This window comes from Paracoccus denitrificans (assembly GCF_900100045.1).
Lineage (GTDB): Bacteria > Pseudomonadota > Alphaproteobacteria > Rhodobacterales > Rhodobacteraceae > Paracoccus > Paracoccus denitrificans.
In genome coordinates, this window is sequence record NZ_FNEA01000016.1 from 47,671 (window position 1) to 68,115 (window position 20,445).

The following is a 20,445-nucleotide window of genomic DNA, read 5'->3' on the forward strand; positions in this document are numbered from 1 at the left end:
CGACGATCCTCCTTGGTGACGTTCATGCCGGCCGGGCGCTGCTCGGGCCGTTACTTGCACTCGCCCGTGGTCGTGGTCTTGGAATGGCCGTCGCCGCGCAGGAACTCGGAGCGGCCGAAGCAGACCTGTCCGCCCGAGACGAGGGCCATTTCGTCATCGGTCAGGAACTCCAGGTCGGCCGGGGGCGCATCGGGCTGGCCGTCCTGCCGGGACATGCGGTCGGCGATGGTCTTGCGAAGGCTCATTGGGGTCTCCTCTCTCGCTTTGGCTGGTCTGGCCGGGACTTTCCCGGCGGTTCGCCGGACGAAGGCGGCGGTGTCGTGCAGCCTTCGGCCCAAGGATCAGACTGGCAGGCGACCCCCGGCCTGGCCATTAGCACAGATGCACTAGTCGCTCAGCCTTCGGCCGAAACCGGCGCATCGGCGCTGCGCAGCGGCAGGCGCGGGCCGTGCGGCACCGCGACCAGCCCGCCCGAGCCGTCCAGCCGCAGCACCCGGTCGGCCGTCGCCAGCGTCGTGTCGCGATGCGCCACGATGATCCGCGTCATCGGCAGGCGCCGGACCGCGGCATTGATCGCCTGTTCGTTGGCGCTGTCGAGATGGCTGGTCGCCTCGTCCAGGAACAGCACCGCCGGCCGCCGGCACAGCGCGCGCGCCAGCACCACCCGCTGCTTCTGCCCGCCCGACAGCGTGCTGCCCATGTCCCCGACCAGCGTCTCATAGCCCATGGGCAGCGCCATGATGTCGTCGTGGATCGCCGCCATCCGGGCGCATTCGTGCAGCCAGTCCTGCGGCACGGCGCTGTCGAAGGCGGCGATGTTGTCGCGGATCGAGCCGGCGAACAGCCGGTCGTCCTGCAGCACGCAGCCGATGCGGGCGCGATAGGCTGCCAGCCCCATGCTGCCCACCGGCACGCCGTCGATCAGGATCTGCCCCTGCAAGGGCGCGGCCAGCCCCGAGAGCAGTTTCAGCAGCGTCGTCTTGCCCACGCCCGAGGGTCCGGCGATGCCCAGGCATTCCCCCGGCGCCACCGTCAGGTTCAGCTCGCGCAGCAGCATCGGCTCGGTCTCGGCATAGCGATAGCCGAGGCCGCGCACCTCCAGCGCCGCCGCGCCGCCACCTGCGATGGGGGGCGTGGGCAGGGCGTGCTTTTCGTCCGGCTCTTCCGGCTCGGTCAGCGCGATGTCCGAGATCCGCTCGCCATGCAGCGACAGCATGCGGAATTGCAGCCCGGTGTCGATCAGCGCGACGATGCGGGTGGCGAACTGGTCCTTGTAGGCCAGGAAGGCCACGAACATGCCGACCGACAGCCCGCCCTCGATCACCGCCCGCACACCCAGCCAGATGATCAGCACCCGGTCCAGCCCGAACAGCAACCCCCCGGTGGCCTGATACCAGGTCTCCAGCCGCTGCACGCGCAATTCGGCGTTGATGCGCTCGACCAGATGATTGATCCAGGTGCCGCGGCGGCGCGGTTCCAGGCCCAGCACCTTGACGCTGGCGATGCCGCGCACGGATTCCATGAAATGCGTGCTTTCCTGGGCCGCGTGGATGATCCCCTCCTCGCACATGCGGCGGAAGGCGCGATACGAGGCCAGCCGGAACAGCGCATAGGCCAGCGTGCCGGCCAGCGCGACGGCGGCCAGCCAGCCGCCGTAAAGCCACATCATCGCCACCAGCAGCACCGACATGACCCCGTCCAGCAGCGACTGGATGGCGTTGGTGGTCAGCACCTGCTGCACGCTGTCCACCGAGGAGAACCGCGAGACGATGTCGCCGACATGGCGCTTCTCGAAAAAGCCCAGCGGCAGGCGCATCAGCCGGTCGAACAGCGCCACCCGCCATTGCAGGATCAGGCTGGAGCCGACCAGCATGGCGATCCATGTCCGCGCCAGGTTGGCGCCGACCTGCAAGGCCAGCAGCATGGCAAGCGCGATGGCGATCAGCGTCAAGAGGTCGCGGTCGGCCGCCACGATCACCTCGTCCAGCACCAGCTGGAAGCCGATGGGCAGCGCGATGGTCACCATTTCGATCAGCGCCGAGATCGCCAGCACCCGCACCGCCGCCCGGCCGATGCCGGCGGTGCGCAGCACCAGGTCGGTCAGGCGGATGCGGGCGCGTTCGTCGCAGCGCCGGAACTCGCCCGTCGGCCAGGCCTCCAGTGCGATGCCGGTGAAGGCGGCCGAGACCTCGTCCAGCGGCAGCCGGCGCTGGCCGATGGCGGGGTCGTGGATATGGGCGTGGCGCCCCGTCACCCGGGTCAGCACCACGAAATGCCGGTGGTTCCAATGCAGGATGCAGGGCAGGCGCAGCCGGCGCAGGTCGTCCATGCCCAGCCGCAGCGCCCGCGTCGCCAGCCCCAGCCGGCCGCCCAGCTGCACCAGGTCCTTCAGCGTCGCGCCGCACATCGCCAGCGCGATGCGGCGGCGGATCGCCGGCAGGTCCAGCCGGTGGCCGTGATGGCCGGCGATCATCGCCATGCAGGCAAGGCCGCATTCCGCCGCCTCGCCCTGCAGGATCACCGGGGTGCGGCTGGTGATGCGCGACGACAGGCGGGACAGCAGCTCATGGTTCATGCGGGCGCTCCGGCGCGGCCTGGGCAAAGGCGCCCTTCAGGCCGAACAGCGGCTCGAGGATCCATTGCCAGATCGGGCGGCTGTCCAGCAGCAGATGCGCCTCGACCTGCATGCCGGCCTGCAGGGGTTCGGGCTTGCCATAGGCCATGACAAAGGGCCGGTCGGGCGCGACGGTGATGCGAAACAGGCTGGGCCCCTTGTCGGGATCGGCGGCGGGGGCCAGGTCCGCGACCTCGTCGCCGCGCAGGTTCGCGCGCGAGATCACGCTGATCCGCCCCGGATATTGCCCGAATTTCTGATAGGGAAAGGCCGGATAGCGCAGCAGCACATCCGCCCCTTCGCGCAGGAACCCGACCGAGCCGCCGGGCGCCACCAACTGCGCTACCAGCGGCTGGTCGTCCGGCACGATGGTCAGCAGCGGCGTGCCCTCTGCCACGGTCTGCCCGGCGCGGGTGATGATCGCCGTCACCATGCCGTCGCGCGGCGCGGTGATGCGCAGGGCGCGACGGGCCTCGGCCTCGGAAAGCTGCTGCTCGACATCCAGAAGCTGGGCTTGCAGCGCGGCCAGCCGCGCCTCGGCCTCGGGGGCGAAGCCGGCAAGCTCGCCGGTCAAGGCGTCGCGCTGGCCGGCCAGTTGCACCTCTTCGCGTCGCAGCCGGGCCAGTTCGGTGCGCTGCGCCTGCAAGGCTTGCAGGCGGGATTCGTAGTCGCTTGCCAGCCCCATGCCGCGGTCGAGGTTGCGGCGCTGGCGCTCGGCGAAATCCTCAAGCTGCCGGGTGAATTCCTCGGCCGTCTCGATCTGGGCGCGCAGCTGCGGCAGCTCGCGGCCAAGGCTGGCCAACTGGTCCTGCAACCGCTGGCGGGCGGCATGGTCGAATTCCCGCTGCGCCGCCAGTGCGCGATGCAATTCGGCCCGCTTGCGTTCCAGGATGTCCGTCACCGCGTCCTGCGTGTTGCCGCGCGCGGTCGCGGTGTCGATGTCCAGCGCATAAAGCATCTGTCCGCGCCGCACGCGGTCGCCCTCGTTCACGGCCAGCTCGCTGACCCAGCCGGGCTGCGGTGCGACCAGCCGGGTCAGCCCGCCCGCCGGCAGGATCACGCCCGAGACGCGCACCCGCCGGGTATAGTCCCCGAAGGTGACGAAGCAGAGCGCCGCGATGACGAAGGCGGCCGAAAACAGCGCCACCGCCCCGGCCGAGGGCCCGTTCACCAGCATCGGGCGGCCCAGCCAGTCGGATCGGCGGGCCGCCTCGACCTCGCGGCGGAAGAAGGGCGTCTGCTCGTTCATGCGCCCAGTCTAGCGCCGGGCGGAAACGACGGCTTCTAGCACGGATGTGCTATTGCGCCCCCCGTCGGCAAGCGTCCGACGATGCTGTCGCCGGGGAACGGCGATGCTGTCGCCCGAATCCCGCGAAACGTGCGTCGAACCCGATCGGCGAAGCCCTTGCGGCACTCCCGGTAAGCTAAACTGGCCGGTATGAATTAATCAAGTCATTGATAAATAATAATATAAAAAACGATAGATGAACACGTCTTTCTCTTGAAATAAACGATAAACTCTGTCGTAATTACGGATATGGGGAAGATCCCCTCAAGGCAGAATCTAGGAGGACAAGGCAACATGATCCGCACCATTCGCGTGACCGACAGCCAGCTGGCCCATGGCCGTTTGATCCGTCGCCATGGCGACGGCCGCATGACGGTCGAGGACGGCACCAAGCGCATGACCGGCTATCCGCTGAATCCCGGATTCTGGGACCGATGCCTGGGCCTCCCGATGCGTCGTGCGGTGGCGATGATGGTGACCGTGGCCGGGTTGGGCCTGGCCGGCCAGGTCCATGCCGACAATACCCTGCTGAACGTCAGCTACGACCCGACGCGCGAGCTTTACCGCGAGGTCAATGCCGCCTTCGCCGCCAAATGGCAGGCCGAGGGACATGCCTCGCCGACCATCGAGACCTCGCATGGCGGTTCGGGCGCGCAGGCGCGTTCGGTGATCGACGGGCTCAAGGCGCAGGTGGTGACGCTGGCTCTGGCCTCGGATATCGACCAGATCGCATCCCGCGGCCTGTTGCCCGAGGACTGGCAGTCGCGCCTGCCGCATAACAGCTCGCCCTATACCTCGACCATCGTCTTCCTGGTGCGCGAGGGCAATCCCAAGGGCATCCAGGACTGGGGCGACCTGGTCAAGGAAGGCGTCGAGGTCATCACGCCGAACCCCAAGACCAGCGGCGGGGCGCGCTGGAACTATCTGGCCGCCTGGGCCTGGGCGCAGAAGAACGGCCAGGACCCCAAGACCTTCGTGGGTGAGCTGTTCCAGCATGTCCCGGTGCTGGACAGCGGTGCGCGCGGCTCGACCACCACCTTCACCCAGCGCGAGATCGGCGACGTGCTGCTGGCCTGGGAGAACGAGGCCTATCTGGCGCTGAACGAACTGGGCGAGGATCGGTTCGACATCGTCGTGCCCTCGGTCTCGATCCTGGCCGAGCCGCCGGTGGCCATCGTGGACAAGAACATCGCCGACGACGAGCAAAAGGCGCTGGCCGATGCCTATCTGGCCTTCCTCTATTCCCCCGAGGGGCAGGCGCTGGCCTACAAGCACTATTATCGGGCCTGGGACGACAGTGCCGCCAATCCCGAGGACGTGGCGCGCTTTCCCGAGCTGGATCTGGTGACCATCGCCGATTTCGGCGGCTGGAAACAGGCCCAACCCGAGCATTTCGGCGACGGCGGCACCTTCGACCAGATCTATTCGGGACAATGACCGATGGCGCTGGCGTTTCGCTTGCAAAAATCCCCCATGCCGGGCTTTGGCCTCGGCATGGGCATCACGCTGGCCATGCTGTCGTTGATCGTCATCCTGCCGGTCGGTGCACTGCTGGCCCGCGGCATCAGCTACGGCCCCGAGGCGGTCTGGGCCACGATCAATACGCCCAGGGTCTGGGCGGCGCTGTATCTGTCCTTCCGGCTGGCCTTCCTGGCCGCGCTGTTCAACCTGGTCTTCGGCACGCTGCTGGCCTGGGTGCTGGCGCGCTATGACTTTCCCGGCCGCAGGCTGGTCGATGCGCTGGTCGACCTGCCCTTCGCTCTGCCGACGGCGGTGGCAGGCATCGCGCTGACCGCGCTTTACGCGCCGAACGGCATCTTCGGCGGCATCGCGCGGGATCTGGGCGGCAAGATCGCCTATACCCAATGGGGCATCCTGATCGCGCTGATCTTCGTCGGCCTGCCCTTCGTTACCCGCACCGTGCAGCCGGTGATCGCCGAGATCGAGCAGGAGGTCGAGGAAGCCTCGGCCACGCTGGGCGCCGGGCGGTTCCATACCCTGCGCCGGGTGATCCTGCCCATGCTGCTGCCGGCCGCCCTGACCGGCTTTGCGCTGTCGCTGGCGCGTGCGGTCGGCGAATACGGCTCGGTCATCTTCATCGCCGGCAACCTGCCCATGAAGACCGAGATCGCGCCGCTCCTGATCGTCATCAAGCTTGAAGAGTTCGACTATGACGGCGCGGCGGCCATCGGCATCGCCATGCTGCTGATTTCCTTCAGCATGCTCCTGGCGATCAACCTGATCCAGATCTGGAGCCGGCGGAGGATCGGACATGTTTGACGACGCGCTGCACCCCACCCCCGCCACCGCGGGCCGGCCCGCGAAATGGCGCCCGGCGACCGAGGAAAGCCGGCTGACCCGCATCCTCCTGATCGCCGCGGCGTTGGGCGGGCTGGCCATCCTGGTCGTGGCGCCGCTGGCCGTGGTCTTTGCCGAGGCCCTTGCGCGCGGCGCGGCCCAGGCCGTGACCTCGCTGACCCGGCCCGAGGCGACCTCGGCCATCCGGCTGACGCTGATCGTCGCGGCGATCTCGGTGCCGGTGAATGCCGTCTTCGGCATCGCCGCCGCCTGGACGATCACCAAGTTCGACTTTCGCGGCAAGGCCTTCCTGATCACGCTGATCGACCTGCCGTTCTCCATCTCGCCGGTGGTGGCGGGGCTGGCGCTGGTGCTCTTGTTCGGCACCAACAGCCTGATCGGCGGCTGGCTGGTCGCCAGCGGCTTCCCGATCATCTTCGCCCTGCCGGGGATCGTGCTGGCCTCGATCTTCGTCACCTTCCCCTTCGTCGCGCGCGAGCTGATCCCGGTGATGATCGAGCAGGGCCGGGCCGAGGAAGAGGCGGCGCTGACGCTGGGCGCCTCGGGCTGGCGCGCCTTCCTGACCGTGACGCTGCCCAATATCAAATGGGCGCTGCTTTACGGCGTGCTGCTGTGCAACGCCCGCGCCATGGGCGAGTTCGGCGCCGTGGCCGTGGTCTCGGGCAAGATCCGCGGCCAGACAGCCACCATGCCGATCACCATCGAGATGCTCTACAACGAATATCTCTCGGTCGCCGCCTTCAGCCTGGCCGCGGTGCTGGCAGCTTTGGGGCTGCTGACGCTTGCGCTCAAGACCCTGCTGGAATGGCGCCATGCCGACCAGCTTGCCGCCGGTCGCCGGCACTGAACAGTCGAGGTTCATCATGCATATCGAAATCGACGAGATCGCCAAAAGCTTCGGTTCGACCACCGCGCTGCACCCGGTCAGCCTGGCCATCCCCTCGGGGGCGCTGGTGGCTTTGCTGGGGCCGTCCGGCTCGGGCAAGACCACGCTCTTGCGCATCCTGGGCGGGTTGGAGTTCCCCACCTCTGGCCGGGTGCTTTTCGACGGTCAGGACGCGACCGGGCTTTCCGTGCAGGAGCGCCGCGCCGGCTTCGTCTTCCAGAGCTATGCGCTATTCCGGCACATGACCGTGTTCGAGAACATCGCCTATGGCCTGCGCGCCCGTCCGCGCCGCACCCGTCCGCCCCAGGCCGAGATCGAGCGCCGCGTGACCAGGCTGCTGGAGCTGATCCAGTTGCCGCAGATCGCAAAGCGCTTTCCCAGCCAGCTTTCGGGGGGGCAGCGCCAGCGCGTCGCCCTGGCCCGTGCGCTGGCCATCGAGCCGCGGATGCTGCTGCTCGATGAGCCCTTCGGCGCGCTGGATGCCCGCGTGCGCAAGGAATTGCGCCAGGGCCTGCGCGAGATCCACGACAGCACCGGCCTGACCACGGTCTTCGTCACCCACGATCAGGACGAGGCGATGGAACTGGCCGATCTGGTGGTGGTGATGTCCATGGGCCGGATCGAGCAGGTCGGCCGCCCGCAGGACATCCGTGCCCGGCCGGCGACGCCCTTCGTGCGCGAGTTCATCGAGACCTGACGCAGCGGCGCGCGCGCCCATGGCGCGCCGCCTTTTCCCTATTGGCGCCGGACGGTGCAGGGCGGCCGGAAGGCATGGCCGCCCCTTCAGTCGACCGGGTATCCGTGTTTCAGCAGGAAGCGCCAGATGTTGCGGTTGAGTTGGGACAGCATTTCAAGGTCCCGGTCCAGCCGCAGCATCTCGTCGTTGCCAAGGGCCTGTTTCCTGCCCATGTGGATGCGGTCGCGCCGGTCTGCGATCCGCATCAGGATCGTCGAGACCGAGCCGTCCTCCTGGAAGGACCAGATGCTGTGGTTGTAGCGATGCCGGACGGCGGAGAGCCTGGCGAAGCGCGCCGTCAGTTCCAGCAGTTCGCGCTGTTCCTCTCCGGCCGGCCGGCGCAGTTTCGCGAGCCGCTCGACCATCTCGATCCGGCCGCGCGTCGAGGAGACCGACAGGAAGACCACGACGGCGGCGCCCTTGTCCATGCCGGTCAGCCCGGCCAGCATGTGGATCAGCAGGCTTTCCGTATTGCTCCAGGCATAGTTCAGCCGCCCGACGCGCAGCAGCACCGCATCCAGGTCGGTTTCGGCCGCCGCGGCCCCCGGTATCGGCGGCGGCGCGGTCACGATCGCAAGGCGCGATAGCGCATGGCGGCCTCGGTGCGGTTATGCGCGCCAAGCCGCAGGCTGGCATTGCGAAGGTGCAGCTTGACCGTATGGACCGACAGCCCCAGGCTCAGGGCTATCCGCTTGTTCGACTGGCCGTCGGCGACCAGACGCAGCACGTCCTGCTGGCGCCGGGTCAGGCCAAGCTCGTCCGTGGCCGGGACCGGCATCGCGACCCCGACCGGCGAGATGATCTCGGGAAAGATGTAGTTGCCGCCATGTGCGACCAGCTTGATGACGGAAAGCCATACGTCCAGCCGGACATTCAGCGGGAAGATGCTGGTTGCGTGCCGCCGCAGCTCTTCATCCTCATAACAGGCGCGCCCGAAGGCGCCGGTGCAGAAGGCGACGGCCAGCGCCATGTCGGTCAGGCCCAGCAGATAGGTGCGATCCTCCCTTGTCAGGCCGCGCATCGTCGGCTCGTCCAGGACCAGCAGCGTGGGCCTTTCATGGGTCAGTTCGGACAGGCTGCGGAAATCGTTGAAGGATGATGCAGCGGCGACGGTGATATGTCCCAGTTCCTGGCTGGTTACCGAAATCAGGCTATGTGAAAAATTGCATTGCGTTCCGACGAAGAGAATCTCCGCCGTTCCACGCGCAGGCTGGTCAGACAGCGTATGAATTGTACTGGATACGCCATCGCAAGATGCCATGTTCATGTCATTCCTACCTTCTTGCGTATGGTCTTTTCCCCCGTATCGGTCGGCTCTCCCAAGCGGACCGATCTGTTCACCATAGCAAATCGCCGCCCTTCCCGAAAGCGAGAGCGCAGCATAAATGCAGGAATTGCAGGGAGTTAGTTGTAAGGCCACCGAGCTTTTCCATCCAGGGTAGAGTGATCGCGGCGGAACCTGTCCCTGCCGGGCGCCACGACCGGGGCAAAGCCGCTTCCCCTGGCGAAACGGATTAACCCATTCGGGCGATGCGCGGTGCGGACAGGGCCGCCTGGCTAGACCCCCGGGGGTGGCTTTCCCCTGAATTCGAACTGTCCCGGCTTAGCCTTTTCGTGCGGCTAGGCCGAATCGGTCGGCGGGGCGTAGCCTTCTTGCAGGCTGGACGGGGCATCCCCGCGCCGGCCGGACGGGTGCCGCGCGAGGTGGCGTGCGCCATTCCGTATCCGCAGCAGGTCGAGGACGGTCGTGCCGTCGTGACGGTGGGCGTTGGCCCGGCGACCGGGACCGGCTTGCCTTTCATCCACCGGAACCGGGCGGGCAAGCGGGCTTGCGAATGATCTGGCCGCATCTCACCCGCCTCTGACAGGAGGAAACGACGATGGTTGCCAGCCGTAACATGAACCTCTTTGCCTGGCCGATCGACAGTCAGGACCAGGATCAAGAGCAGGGCCAAGGACAGGGTCAAGGACAGGGTCAGGGCCAAGGGCAAGGCCAGGGCCAGCTGAACAAGCAGGCCCAGGGTCAGGACCAGGGCCAAGACCAGGATCAGGGCCAGGGACAGGGCCAAGACCAGGGTCAGGGCCAGCATCAAAGCCAGAGCAACGCGAACGACAACGCGAATGCGAATGCCAATGCGAACAGCAGTTCGTCCGAGACGCTTGCCTATAACGCTGCGGGCAATGTGGCGGGCAACCTTGCCGGCAATGCCGCCAAGAACGCGGCCGACAACGACGCCAGCAACGCGGCGCATAACGATGCGACGAACGATGCCTACAACAAGGCGGTGAACACGGCCTATAACAACACCGATGTCGAGACCAACGTCTCGACCAATGTCAGCGTGGGCCTCGATCTGAACGGATGGGAGCCGACCGACAACGACTATGCCGACATCGACCTGGACAACATGCATGGCAGCATGGGCGACCTGCTGGTCAACCGTGACGGCAATATCAGCATCGGCACTGACGACATCAATATCAGCAATGTGCTGAACAATGCCCTGAACGGTGGCGGCAACGATACCGGCATCATCATTCCGCAATCGGCGACGATGAACGATCAGGACGACCTGAGCGATCCCACCGTCACCAACAATGCCGACTTCAACCAGAACGGCAGCGTCTATGGCGGCACGGCCACGGCCGAGCGCGGCATCGATGCCGGCGGTGAAGGCGGCGGAGGTGGTGCCGGCGGCAGCGCCGACGGCGGCTCGGGCGATGCGGATGCCGATGGCGGCAAGGCCTTTGCGACCGGCAGCGACGCCCATGGCGGTTCGGGCGGCGGTGCCGCGGCGACCGGCGGTTCCGGCTCCGGCGGCGATGCGCTGGGGGTCGGCCTGGGCGTCGGCCTGGGCGGCACGGCCAACGGCGGCGACGCGGGCGGCCTTGCGGCAGGCATCGGGGCCGGCCTGAGCGGCGACGCCAATGGCGGCGATGCGGGTGCCGGCAGCCTGGCGGGCGCGCTTGGCGCCGGCGCGGGGGGCCCTGGCGGCTCCGGCGGCTCGGGCGGTGCGGGCGGCGACAGCGGCGCGGCCGATGCCGGCCCGACCGGTGCGCTTGGCCTTGGCCTTATCGGCGTGGGCGTCAACAGCGACAGCGGCAATGGCGGCACCACCGGCGACGGCGGTGACGGCGGCGCGGGCGCTGCAGGCGGCGATGGCGGCATCGGTGCCGGGATCGGCGCAGCCCTTTCGGCCGCGGCGGCGATGGCCGGCGATGCGACCTCGGGCGATGCGGGCGGTGCCGGCCTTGGCGCCGTCTGGGCGGCGGCCGGCAATGGCGGCAGCGCGGACGGCTCGGGCGCGGGCTATGGTGATGCCGCTGCCGGCAACGGCATCGGCGGTGCGGTCAGCGGCATCACCGGCGGCTATGGCGGCGCTGCCAGCGCGACGGGCGGCTATGCCACCGGCGGCAACGGCATGAACACCAACAGCGGCAATGGCGGCGATGGCGGCCAGGTGATGTCCGGCGACGGTGGTTATGCGCATGCCGGCACCTGGGGGTCGAACAACGGCGACGACGGCTATGTCACCGGCTATTCGACCGCCTCGGCCGATGCGATCCTGGATACGACGGCCTTCAACCAGAGCATCGTGATGGGTGCGAACATCCTGGGCAACACCGTCGACATGACGGTGGTCGGCGGCGATCTCAGCTCGACCGTGGTCGGCCAGGACGACCTCTCCTGAGAGTCGCGCAAGCGAACACCCTGCGCGGGGCCATCCCGCGCAGGATTCACTTTAGGTCATTTCCCTTCGGCGCCCCGCCGAAAGTGCTTTATCGAGGAAGGTGGCAGCCATGTTTACGATCGACGCGGCGGACGAAGCGATCTGGCACTTCATCGGGCTTTTTCACATCGGGGAAGAACGCGGCCGGATGCGGATCGAATACGACCGGCTGACGCCGAAGAAGGCCGATCCCGATCTGGGCCCGGTCGAGCCGCTGGACCTGTCGGGCCAGCATCCCTATCGCCCGCTCGATCACCTGCCCGACATTCCCTATGTGCCGCCCCATCGCCCGGTCGAGGGGCTGGCGGCCGATCCCAGGCCGCCCCTGATGGAGCTGGAGACCTATTTCCCGCGCTTCTCGGTCTCGCCCGAGGTGGCGTTTCTCGCAACGCTGTCCGGCGGCATTCCATGGTCGGCCACGCCGCCGGGCCGTTTCCTGACGCCCGAGGATCCCAACTGGACCTTGCCCGTGCCGGGATCGGTCGCTGTGATCGTGATCCAGAAGACCCGGCTGGCCGACGACGACCAGATGAATGCCGACGGCATCCGGGGCGGCCTGGTCGATGCGCACCTGCTCGCGGGCCGGCTGGAGGCGCTGGCGGCGCAGGCCGGCCAGCTTGGCATCGCCCTGCCGGTCGCGATGCCTGCGGACGAGCCGGCCTTTCGCCTGATCGCCGAGACCTTCCGGCAAGCCGGTCTGCCCCAGGCCGAGGCCGCGGGCGCGCAAGTCCACGCCCGGCAGGGTGCCGATGTCGAGGGCCAGTATCTGAACGGCGCCGCGGTCGATACCCGTCCCGATATCGACGCGCTCATGCCCGCATACCGCAAGGAACAGGCGGCCGAACAGGCGCGCGAGGCCCAAGAGAACGCCGCGCCCCCAAGGCATGAGGGGCCTTCGTCGGCCGGGTCGGCATTCGCCACCGGCCCGGGCGAGGGCGGGCAGGGCCATGACCTGATCCTGGGCAACAACACGCTGGTCAATCAGGTCACGATCAATTCCGCCGCGCCGACCGCGCCGGTCATCGTCGTGGCGGCCGGCGTCTACAGCTACAACATCGTCAGCCAGACCAATGTCTGGAGCGATTCCGACGTGCTGGCCGGCCTGTTCGGCGCGGCGCATGGCCAGCCTGTCGGAGCCCCGACCCAGGCGCTCAACTATGCGAGCTATGCCTCGTTCTCGAACCCGATGCCGGTGGTGCAGGGCGACGGCGAGGCGCCGCAATACTGGGTGACGGCGACGCTGGAGGGCAGCCTGATCAGCATGAACTGGATCGAGCAATACAACCTGATGTCCGACAACGACATCGCCTCGGTCACCGTTCACGCGAACCAGACATTGCTGCTGATGGGCCAGAACGGCGCGCTGAACCAGGTTTCGCTGCTGGAACTGGGCATGAGCTATGACCTGATCATCATCGACGGCCAGATCATCAACCTGAACACCATCCTGCAAACCAACGTGCTGCTGGACGACGACCGCATCACGGTCAGCGACGGCCTGGGGGCCCGGATCAGTTCGGGCGACAATCTGCTGATCAACGATGCGACCATCGTCCAGGTCGGCCTGTCCGGCATCGTCGCGACGAGCCCCGGCCATGACGCGATGCTGGCGGGGGCGGCGGCGGGCGAGGTCGCCTTGCCGCAATCGGTGCTGGACGACCCCGCCTTTCAGGGGCTGGGCGTGGTGCGGGTGCTGCATGTCAAGGGCGACATGGTCTCGGTCAACGTCATCCGGCAGACGAACGTGCTGGGCGATGCCGACCAGATCGAGGTTTATCGCGACGACCTTCTGGCCGGCGGCGGCGAGATCGGCGTGGTCTCGGGCTCCAACCTGCTGGTCAACGCGGCGGTGATCGCCGAGTTCGGCGTCGATGCCACGATCCATTCGGGCGGAGAGGTCTATTCCGACGCCCTGCTGCATCAGGCCGAACTGGTGATGACCGACGATCCGCTGATGCCCGCCCCGCCATCCGGCCTGGCCAGCGAGGCGGTGCTGTTTCTGGCCGAGGGCATGCTGGGCGAGGACGATGCCGACGCAGGCTTCGTGCCGATAGGCGCGAATGCCGATGTGCCCGCCGACATCATGCAGACGGTGCTGGCATGAAGCGCGACCGGACGACCCGAGACCCGCAGGCGGGCGGACGCCTTTTGCTGGAGCCCGAGATGAGCGTCGGCTGGCAGGGTGACCGGCCCCGTGCGCCGGCCTCGAAGCCCCTGGGCACCGGCCCGACCATCGACCGGCAGGCCGGACGCCTTCCCGCCGAGCCGGCCGTGGTGCCCTCGAAGGACGGCGCGGCCTTTCACAAGCGCGTCTCGGAGCCCGATATCGCCGGGGCGCTGGGGGCCACGATCCGCCGGATCTGGGCCAATATCCTGGGCGTGCTGCTGTTCAGCGGCGTGACCAACCTGCTGGTGCTGGCGATCCCGGTCTATCTGTTCCAGATCTCGGACCGGGTGCTGACCAGCCGCTCGATCGACACGCTGGTCATGCTGACGGTGGTGATCGTCGGCGCCGTGCTGCTGCAGGTGGTCTTCGACGCCATCCGGCGCGGCATGCTTCTGCGCAGTTCGGTCGATATCTCGGCCCGGCTCGGCTCGCCCATCCTGGCGGCCGCCGCACGCGCCTCGCTGCAAAGCAACGGGCAGGAATACCAGACGCTGGGCGACTTGCAGCAGGTGCGCAGCTTTCTGGTGTCGGGAACGCTGCTGTCGGTCCTGGACCTGCCCTTCGCGCCGCTGTTCATCCTGGCGATCTTTCTGGTCCATCCGCATCTGGGCCTGATCGTGCTGGCCACGGCGGGGGTGCTTCTGGCCATCGCGCTGATGAACCAGCGCGCCACCGCGAAATCCTTTGCCGAGGCGAACCGGCACCTGAGCCGCGCGAACCTGCACCTGGATTCGATGATGCGCAATTCCCAGATCATCAACGCGCTGGCGATGATCCCCGAGGCCGTGACCATCTGGGGCCGGGATGCCGCCAGCTCGATGGCGGCGCAGGTGCGGGCGCAGGACCGCAACATCATGTTCGCCGGCGCTTCGCGCGGGGTGCGGCTGCTGACGCAGGTGGGACTGCTGGGCTGGGGCGCCTATCTGGCGCTGCGCGGCGAGATCACCGGGGGCATGGTCATCGCCGCCTCGATCATCGCCGGCCGCGCGCTTGCACCCATCGAGGGCGCCATCGAGGGCTGGAACAGCGTGCTTCTGTCGCGCGCCGCCTATGGGCGCATCTCGGCGCTGCTGAAATCCTCGCCGCTGAACCAGCAGCGCCTGAAACTGCCCCATCCCGAGGGGCGGCTGGATGTCGAGCGGCTGCTCTACGTTCCGAACGGGACCAAGCGGGTGGTGCTGAACGCGATCACCTTTTCGCTGAACCCCGGCACGTCGCTGGCCATCGTCGGCAAGTCCGGCGCCGGCAAGACGACGCTGGGCAAGATGCTGGTCGGCTCGATCCTGCCCACCTCGGGCAGCGTGCGGCTGGACCTGATGGACCTGCGCAACTGGGACCAGCGCCAGCTGGGCCAGTGCATCGGCTATCTGCCGCAGGACGTGCAGCTGTTCCCCGGCACCATCAAGGACAACATCGCCCGGATGCGGCCCGACGCCCGCGACGACGAGATCTATCAGGCCGCGGTGCTGGCCGATGTCCACGACATGATCGCCAAGCTGCCCGAGGGCTATGAGACGGTCGTGTCCGCCGACGGATCGCCGCTTTCGGGCGGGCAGAAGCAGCGCATCGGCCTGGCACGGGCGTTTTTCGGCAGCCCCCGGCTGGTGGTGCTGGACGAGCCGAACTCGAACCTGGACACCGCAGGGGACCGTGCGCTGTCGCGGGCGATGGCGCTGGCCAAGAAGGACGGGATCACCATGATCGTCGTGACCCAGAAATACCAGCTTCTCCAGGATGTGGACAACATCATGCTGCTGGCCGACGGCCAGATCGCCGCCTTCGGCGCGCGCGACCAGATGCTGGAGCGGCTGGCCAACAGAAAGCAGCCCGGCAACGCGCCGCCCGTCGCGGCGCAGCCGCCCGCGCCGGGCGGGCAAGCCATGACACCCCCCGCATCGGAGGCAGGCCATGACCAGCAGGAGTGATCCCGACGGCCTTTATGACCGGGTGCCGCGCTCGGTCAGGACGCATCTGGTCTTTGGCCTTGCCCTGCTGGTCCTGTCCCTGGGCGGGTTCGGCAGCTGGGCCTTTCGGGCGCCGCTTGCGGCGGCGGTGATGGCGCCGGGCAGTTTCGTGGCGACCGGCCGCAACAAGATCGTCCAGCACCTGGAGGGCGGCATCATCCGCGAGATCCTGGTCGATGAGGGCGACGCGGTGACGGCGGGCCAGGTGCTGGTCCAGCTGGACCGCACCGCCGCCATCGCCAACCGACGCGAGCTGGAGTTGCGCCGCGCCCGGCTGGAGGCGATCAGCGCCCGGTTGCGGGCCGAATATGCGGGGGTCGAGACGCTGGCCTTCGGCGCCTTCCTGCAAGAGCACGAGGACGAGCCCAGCTTTGCCGCCATCATGGCCGAGCAGCAGGCCGCCTTTCGCGCCGCCCGCGCCAAGCTGGACGGCGAGGTCATCCTGCTGCAAAGCAATATCGCCGCCAGCCGCTCCCGCATCGAGGGCTACGAGGGGCAGCTTGCCGCCGTCGAAACCCAGCTTGCCCTGCTGCGCGAGGATCACGGCGCCCGCGACACGCTGCTTCAGCGCGGGCTGGTGCGGCGCAGCGACGTCAACATGCTGGCGCGCGCCATCGCCGATGCCGAGGGCGAGGCCGGCCGCATAAGATCGCTGATCGCCGAAACCGAAGAGGCCGTGCGCAAGGCCGAAAGCGAGATCGAGCAGGTCCTGACCCAGCACAGGCAGACCGCGCTGGACGAAGGCCAGGGCATCGAGGCCGAGCTGGACAGCGTGCGCGAGCAGTCGCTGAAGGCGCAGGACGTGCTGGAGCGCGCCTATATCACCTCGCCCGTGGCGGGCACCATCGTGCGCATGCATTACCACACGCCCGGCGGCGTGATCGAGGCGGGCAAGCCGATCCTTGAAATCCTGCCGCTGGATGCGCCGCTGATCATCGAGACCCATGTCGCGCGCACCGATATCGACGAGATCGAGATCGGCCAGAAGGCGTCGGTGCGGCTGACCTCGCTGAACCAGCGCACGACGCCGGTGCTTCAGGGGCATCTGGTCTATGTCTCGGCCGATGCGCTGACGACGGAAACCGACGGCATCGCGCGCGAGGTCTATGTGGTTCGGATCGACCTGCCGGCTGCGGAACTGGAGCGGGTCCACGGCTTCAGGCCGACGCCGGGGATGCCGGCGGAGGTGATGATCGAGACCTCCGCCAGAACCTTTGCGCAATACCTGATCAAGCCGATCGAGGACAGCCTCTCGCGCGCCTTCCGCGAGAACTAGGCCACGGTGCCGCCGGCCCGCGGGAGATCAGTTCCGGGTCGAATCGCCGTGATGTTCGGCCAGATCCTCGACATGCTCCAGCCCGCCCGGCACATGGTGCCGTGTCGCGCGGTTCCACAGATAGGTCGCGGCCCACAGCACGATGCCGATCCCGATCAGCCAGCCCGCCACCTTGTATTGGTCCATCTGCGCGGCCGAGCGCGCCCAGGGTCCGGCCAGAAAGGCGCAGGTCGCCGCGCCGACCCAGGGCACCCAGCCCGGCGCCTTGAAATGCTGACGCTCGACCGGGCGCTTGCGCAGCACCAGCAGCGAGATGTTGACCACGGTAAAGACGCACAGCAGCAGCAGGGCCGTGGTGCCGCCCAGCAGGCTGACCGCCGGCAGGTCCGAGCGGGTGACGACGAAATAGATCAGCCCGAAGGCCAGCAGCGTGGTGAAGATGATCGCGACCCAGGGCGTGCGCCGTTCGCGATGCACAAGCCCCAGCCCGTGCGGCAGCACCCCCTGCCGCGCCAGGCCGTAAAGCAGCCGGCTGGCCATCAGCATGTTGATCAGCGCCGAGTTCGCCACCGCGAACATGCCGATGAAGGGAAAGATCTTGTCGAAGGGGAAGTTCGGCGCCCCCGCCCGCACCACCTGCGTCAGCGCCGAGCCCTTGTCGGGGTCCGACAGGTCGCCCACCGGCACCAGCGCCACGGCGCAGATCGCCACCAGCACATAGATCACCCCGGTAATGCCCAGCCCGGTCAGCATGATGCGGGGAAAGATGCGGACCGGGTCCGTGACCTCCTCGGCCATGTTCACCGAATCCTCGAAACCGACCATGGCGAAGAAGGCCAGCGCCGTCGCGGCCGTCAGCGCCAGGAAGGCGCCCTTTTCGTCGGGCGAGCGGAAGATCATAACCTCGCTGAAATCCGCCCGGCCCTGGCCCATGGCGTAAAAGCCGATGAAGATGATCATCAGCAGGCCCGAAAGCTCGACGCAGGTCAGCACCACGTTGGCCTTGACGCTTTCGCCGACGCCGCGGAAGTTGATCGCGGCGACCAGCGCCATGAACCCCAGCGCGATGATCAGGATGCCGCTGCCGTCCTTGCGAAAGCCCAGGCCGAAGCCGTCGTTCATGAAGCCCGCGAAGGCGTTCGACGCCGTCGAGGCCGAAGTGATCCCCGAGCACATGACGGTGAAGGCCACGAGGAAGGTCAGGAAATGGATGCCGAAGGCGCGATGGGCATAAAGCGCCGCACCCGCCGCCTGCGGATAGCGCGTGACCAGTTCCAGATAGGACAGCGCGGTGATGGTGGCGACGAGAAAGGCGACCAGGAACGGCGCCCAGGCCGCGCCGCCCACCTCGCCCGCCACGGTGCCGGTCAGGGCATAGACCCCGGTGCCGAGAATGTCGCCCACGATGAAAAGCAAAAGCAGCTTGGGTCCGATGACCCGCTTGAGCGTGTGCTGCTCCGGTTCCGTCCTGGTCCCTGTTGCGGTCGTCATTTGTGATCCCCCCTGGTTTCCGGGCTGGTGTCCGAAAGGGTGCTCCCATCACGCTTTCCGGGCAACCCGCATCGGTTGCATGCGATGGCCCTGTTTCCCAATCGCCACGGGGGCCGGCGGGTTCCCGCCCGATGCGGGGCAGGGCGCAGCTGGCCCTTGCCCCGCATCTTCGTGATGCCGTCGCAGACAGGTTTTCGGGCGGTCGCAGGTCGCTATCTTCGTGGCCCCGACGAGGCACCTTACGCGCGTTGCCGGGCCGGATCCTTTCGGTTCCGGCCCGGCATGGGGTCATCGTTGCGGGTGATCGTGCCGGCCTCGGCTGAAATACAGCCGTTGCCGGCACCTTCATGGACGTAATCGTTAACACCAGTTTCAACATGATCTCGGCGCTTCAGACGCCATAAGGCATAGTGTTCCCCAAGCCCGAGGAGGTGGTCCCGGGGTCCCGAAAAGCTTTCGTAGACATGGTCCACTGCCCTCGTGGCCAGTGTGCCGGGTCATCGCCATCGGTTCCGGGGCTGTCGCTTTCCCCCGGCGTCCGATGGCGCGGATGGCCGGCCTGCCTTGCGATAACCACAATGCGCCGGCGGGCGTGATCGTCGTGTGAAACGCCGTTGCGGTTTGAAGAAAAAGGGTAATTTCTTTGAAATTTTCGATTCGCGATGCGCCCGGCGGCGGGCCTTGTCCGCAGCCGAGTCGCGGCCGGGCGGGGCTGGGGATTGCCCCTTGCCCTGCCTGCGGCTATCGCAGGCAAAAAGGGGATCCGGGAACCATGAGCTTCAACACCTTCGGCCGCGTCTTCACCTTCACCACCTGGGGCGAAAGCCACGGCCCGGCGCTTGGCGCGACGGTGGACGGCTGCCCGCCGGGCGTGGCGCTGGACGAAGGCTGGATCCAGCAGTTCCTGGACCGCCGCCGCCCCGGCAGCTCGAAATTCACCACCCAGCGGCAGGAGCCGGACCGGGTGCGCATCCTCTCGGGCGTTTTCGAGGGCAGGACCACCGGCACGCCGATCCAGCTGATGATCGAGAACACCGACCAGCGCAGCAAGGATTACGGCGAGATCGCCCAGGCGTTTCGGCCCGGCCATGCCGACATCGCCTATCACCTGAAATACGGCATTCGCGACTATCGCGGCGGCGGGCGCTCCAGCGCGCGCGAGACGGCGGCGCGGGTCGCGGCGGGGGGCGTCGCGCAGGCGGTGCTGCGCGACCTGGTGCCGGGACTGAAGATCGCCGGCTACATGGTGCAGATGGGCGATCTGCATCTGGACCGCGCGAATTTCGATCTGGCCGAGATCGGCAACAACCCGTTCTTCCTGCCCGATGCCGGTGCCGTGCCGGCATGGGAGGACTATCTGAACGCCATCCGCAAGGCGCAGGACAGCGTCGGGGCCGCCGTCGAGGTGCTGATCCAGGGCTGCCCGCCCGGCCTTGGCGCCCCGGTCTATGCCAAGCTGGATACCGACCTGGCCGCCGCGATGATGTCGATCAACGCGGTCAAGGGCGTCGAGATCGGCGAGGGCATGGCGGCGGCCGCCCTGACCGGGACCGCGAATGCCGACGAGATCCGCATGGGCAACGAGGGGCCGCGCTTCCTGTCCAACCATGCCGGCGGGATCCTGGGCGGCATCTCGACCGGGCAGGACATCGTGGTCCGCTTCGCGGTCAAGCCGACCAGCTCGATCCTGACCCCGCGCCGGACGATCAACCGGAAGGGCGAGGAGATCGAGCTGATCACCAAGGGCCGCCACGATCCCTGCGTCGGCATCCGCGCCGTGCCCATCGCCGAGGCCATGGCGGCCTGCGTGGTCCTGGACCACCTGCTGCTGGACCGGGCGCAGACCGGCGGGCGGCGCGGCACCATCGGCTAGGCAAGGCGCGGATGCGGGAAAAGGGGAGGGGAACGCTGTTCCCCTCTTGGCCCGTGCCGGGCCAATTCACCCCATGGAGTATTTGGAGAACAGAGAAGGA

Annotated in this window: 15 protein-coding genes; 9 read left to right on the forward strand and 6 right to left on the reverse strand. The window is 67.7% G+C overall.

The features are described from left to right. Positions 1 to 50: 50 nt before the first annotated feature. The 3 genes from BLT64_RS15120 to BLT64_RS15130 all read right to left on the reverse strand — a co-directional run bounded on the left by BLT64_RS15120 (position 51) and on the right by BLT64_RS15130 (position 3,863). On the reverse strand, positions 51 to 245 hold the full coding sequence (locus BLT64_RS15120; protein WP_041530468.1) for a hypothetical protein: 195 nt from the start codon (positions 243 to 245) through the stop codon (positions 51 to 53). A 149-nt stretch (positions 246 to 394) separates the two neighbouring features. Continuing rightward, positions 395 to 2,575, reverse strand: coding sequence for a peptidase domain-containing ABC transporter (locus BLT64_RS15125; RefSeq protein ID WP_011750572.1), 2,181 nt, complete (start codon positions 2,573 to 2,575; stop codon positions 395 to 397). Next, positions 2,565 to 3,863 carry an HlyD family secretion protein gene (locus tag BLT64_RS15130; protein WP_011750571.1) on the reverse strand — a complete coding sequence of 433 codons (1,299 nt, stop codon included), beginning with the start codon at positions 3,861 to 3,863 and terminating at the stop codon, positions 2,565 to 2,567. The genes BLT64_RS15125 and BLT64_RS15130 overlap by 11 nt, the downstream gene beginning before the upstream one ends. Positions 3,864 to 4,352: 489 nt before the next feature. On the opposite strand from BLT64_RS15130, the gene BLT64_RS15135 reads away from it, so the two are divergent. From BLT64_RS15135 to BLT64_RS15150, 4 genes are read left to right on the forward strand one after another with little or no spacing between them, the layout of a single operon-like run. Continuing rightward, positions 4,353 to 5,339 carry a sulfate ABC transporter substrate-binding protein gene (locus BLT64_RS15135; protein ID WP_011750570.1) on the forward strand — a complete coding sequence of 329 codons (987 nt, stop codon included), beginning with the start codon at positions 4,353 to 4,355 and terminating at the stop codon, positions 5,337 to 5,339. A gap of 3 nt (positions 5,340 to 5,342) precedes the next feature. Next, the gene (cysT, locus tag BLT64_RS15140) at positions 5,343 to 6,182 is read left to right on the forward strand and encodes a sulfate ABC transporter permease subunit CysT (protein ID WP_011750569.1); all 840 of its coding nucleotides are present in this window, start codon (positions 5,343 to 5,345) and stop codon (positions 6,180 to 6,182) included. Further along, positions 6,175 to 7,068, forward strand: coding sequence for a sulfate ABC transporter permease subunit CysW (gene cysW / locus BLT64_RS15145; RefSeq protein WP_011750568.1), 894 nt, complete (start codon positions 6,175 to 6,177; stop codon positions 7,066 to 7,068). Before cysT ends, cysW begins: the two co-directional genes overlap by 8 nt. A 16-nt stretch (positions 7,069 to 7,084) precedes the next feature. Beyond that, complete coding sequence (locus tag BLT64_RS15150) at positions 7,085 to 7,804, forward strand: sulfate/molybdate ABC transporter ATP-binding protein (RefSeq protein ID WP_011750567.1); 720 nt, start codon at positions 7,085 to 7,087, stop codon at positions 7,802 to 7,804. 86 nt (positions 7,805 to 7,890) lie between these two features. On the opposite strand, the gene BLT64_RS15155 is transcribed toward BLT64_RS15150, so the two are convergent. Both BLT64_RS15155 and BLT64_RS15160 read right to left on the reverse strand, forming a co-directional pair. After that, on the reverse strand, positions 7,891 to 8,412 hold the full coding sequence (locus BLT64_RS15155) for a hypothetical protein (RefSeq protein WP_011750566.1): 522 nt from the start codon (positions 8,410 to 8,412) through the stop codon (positions 7,891 to 7,893). Continuing rightward, a complete protein-coding gene (locus BLT64_RS15160) occupies positions 8,409 to 9,110 on the reverse strand; it encodes a helix-turn-helix transcriptional regulator (protein ID WP_011750565.1) in 702 nt (233 codons plus the stop codon). The genes BLT64_RS15155 and BLT64_RS15160 overlap by 4 nt, the downstream gene beginning before the upstream one ends. 613 nt (positions 9,111 to 9,723) lie before the next feature. On the opposite strand from BLT64_RS15160, the gene BLT64_RS15170 reads away from it, so the two are divergent. From BLT64_RS15170 to BLT64_RS15185, 4 genes are all read left to right on the forward strand, one after another. Then, a complete protein-coding gene (locus tag BLT64_RS15170; protein ID WP_011750564.1) occupies positions 9,724 to 11,535 on the forward strand; it encodes a hypothetical protein in 1,812 nt (603 codons plus the stop codon). A gap of 109 nt (positions 11,536 to 11,644) precedes the next feature. Beyond that, positions 11,645 to 13,678 (forward strand): hypothetical protein, encoded by a 2,034-nt coding sequence (locus BLT64_RS15175; RefSeq protein ID WP_011750563.1) that lies wholly within the window; start codon positions 11,645 to 11,647, stop codon positions 13,676 to 13,678. Further along, positions 13,675 to 15,666 (forward strand): type I secretion system permease/ATPase, encoded by a 1,992-nt coding sequence (locus BLT64_RS15180; protein WP_011750562.1) that lies wholly within the window; start codon positions 13,675 to 13,677, stop codon positions 15,664 to 15,666. Before BLT64_RS15175 ends, BLT64_RS15180 begins: the two co-directional genes overlap by 4 nt. After that, on the forward strand, positions 15,650 to 16,981 hold the full coding sequence (locus BLT64_RS15185) for an HlyD family type I secretion periplasmic adaptor subunit (RefSeq protein ID WP_011750561.1): 1,332 nt from the start codon (positions 15,650 to 15,652) through the stop codon (positions 16,979 to 16,981). Before BLT64_RS15180 ends, BLT64_RS15185 begins: the two co-directional genes overlap by 17 nt. A 27-nt stretch (positions 16,982 to 17,008) precedes the next feature. Here the strand turns inward: BLT64_RS15185 and BLT64_RS15190 are convergent, their stop codons facing one another. Then, on the reverse strand, positions 17,009 to 18,472 hold the full coding sequence (locus BLT64_RS15190; protein WP_011750560.1) for an APC family permease: 1,464 nt from the start codon (positions 18,470 to 18,472) through the stop codon (positions 17,009 to 17,011). Between the two features lie 772 nt (positions 18,473 to 19,244). Between BLT64_RS15190 and aroC the strand changes: the two genes are divergently transcribed. Next, positions 19,245 to 20,345: a chorismate synthase gene (gene aroC / locus BLT64_RS15195; RefSeq protein WP_011750558.1), complete on the forward strand. Its 1,101-nt coding sequence runs from the start codon at positions 19,245 to 19,247 to the stop codon at positions 20,343 to 20,345. Positions 20,346 to 20,445 lie beyond the last annotated feature (100 nt).

Excerpts from the sequence above, each read along its gene's own strand:
- BLT64_RS15160 (WP_011750565.1), bottom strand. The coding sequence starts at position 9,110 with ATGAACATGGCATCTTGCGATGGCGTATCCAGTACAATTCATACGCTG.
- BLT64_RS15135 (WP_011750570.1), top strand. The coding sequence starts at position 4,353 with ATGCGTCGTGCGGTGGCGATGATGGTGACCGTGGCCGGGTTGGGCCTG.
- BLT64_RS15185 (WP_011750561.1), top strand. The coding sequence starts at position 15,650 with ATGACCAGCAGGAGTGATCCCGACGGCCTTTATGACCGGGTGCCGCGC.
- BLT64_RS15180 (WP_011750562.1), top strand. The coding sequence starts at position 13,675 with ATGAAGCGCGACCGGACGACCCGAGACCCGCAGGCGGGCGGACGCCTT.
- BLT64_RS15190 (WP_011750560.1), bottom strand. The coding sequence starts at position 18,472 with ATGACGACCGCAACAGGGACCAGGACGGAACCGGAGCAGCACACGCTC.
- BLT64_RS15175 (WP_011750563.1), top strand. The coding sequence starts at position 11,645 with ATGTTTACGATCGACGCGGCGGACGAAGCGATCTGGCACTTCATCGGG.
- cysT (WP_011750569.1), top strand. The coding sequence starts at position 5,343 with ATGGCGCTGGCGTTTCGCTTGCAAAAATCCCCCATGCCGGGCTTTGGC.
- BLT64_RS15170 (WP_011750564.1), top strand. The coding sequence starts at position 9,724 with ATGGTTGCCAGCCGTAACATGAACCTCTTTGCCTGGCCGATCGACAGT.
- BLT64_RS15130 (WP_011750571.1), bottom strand. The coding sequence starts at position 3,863 with ATGAACGAGCAGACGCCCTTCTTCCGCCGCGAGGTCGAGGCGGCCCGC.
- BLT64_RS15150 (WP_011750567.1), top strand. The coding sequence starts at position 7,085 with ATGCATATCGAAATCGACGAGATCGCCAAAAGCTTCGGTTCGACCACC.
- BLT64_RS15120 (WP_041530468.1), bottom strand. The coding sequence starts at position 245 with ATGAGCCTTCGCAAGACCATCGCCGACCGCATGTCCCGGCAGGACGGC.
- BLT64_RS15125 (WP_011750572.1), bottom strand. The coding sequence starts at position 2,575 with ATGAACCATGAGCTGCTGTCCCGCCTGTCGTCGCGCATCACCAGCCGC.
- aroC (WP_011750558.1), top strand. The coding sequence starts at position 19,245 with ATGAGCTTCAACACCTTCGGCCGCGTCTTCACCTTCACCACCTGGGGC.
- cysW (WP_011750568.1), top strand. The coding sequence starts at position 6,175 with ATGTTTGACGACGCGCTGCACCCCACCCCCGCCACCGCGGGCCGGCCC.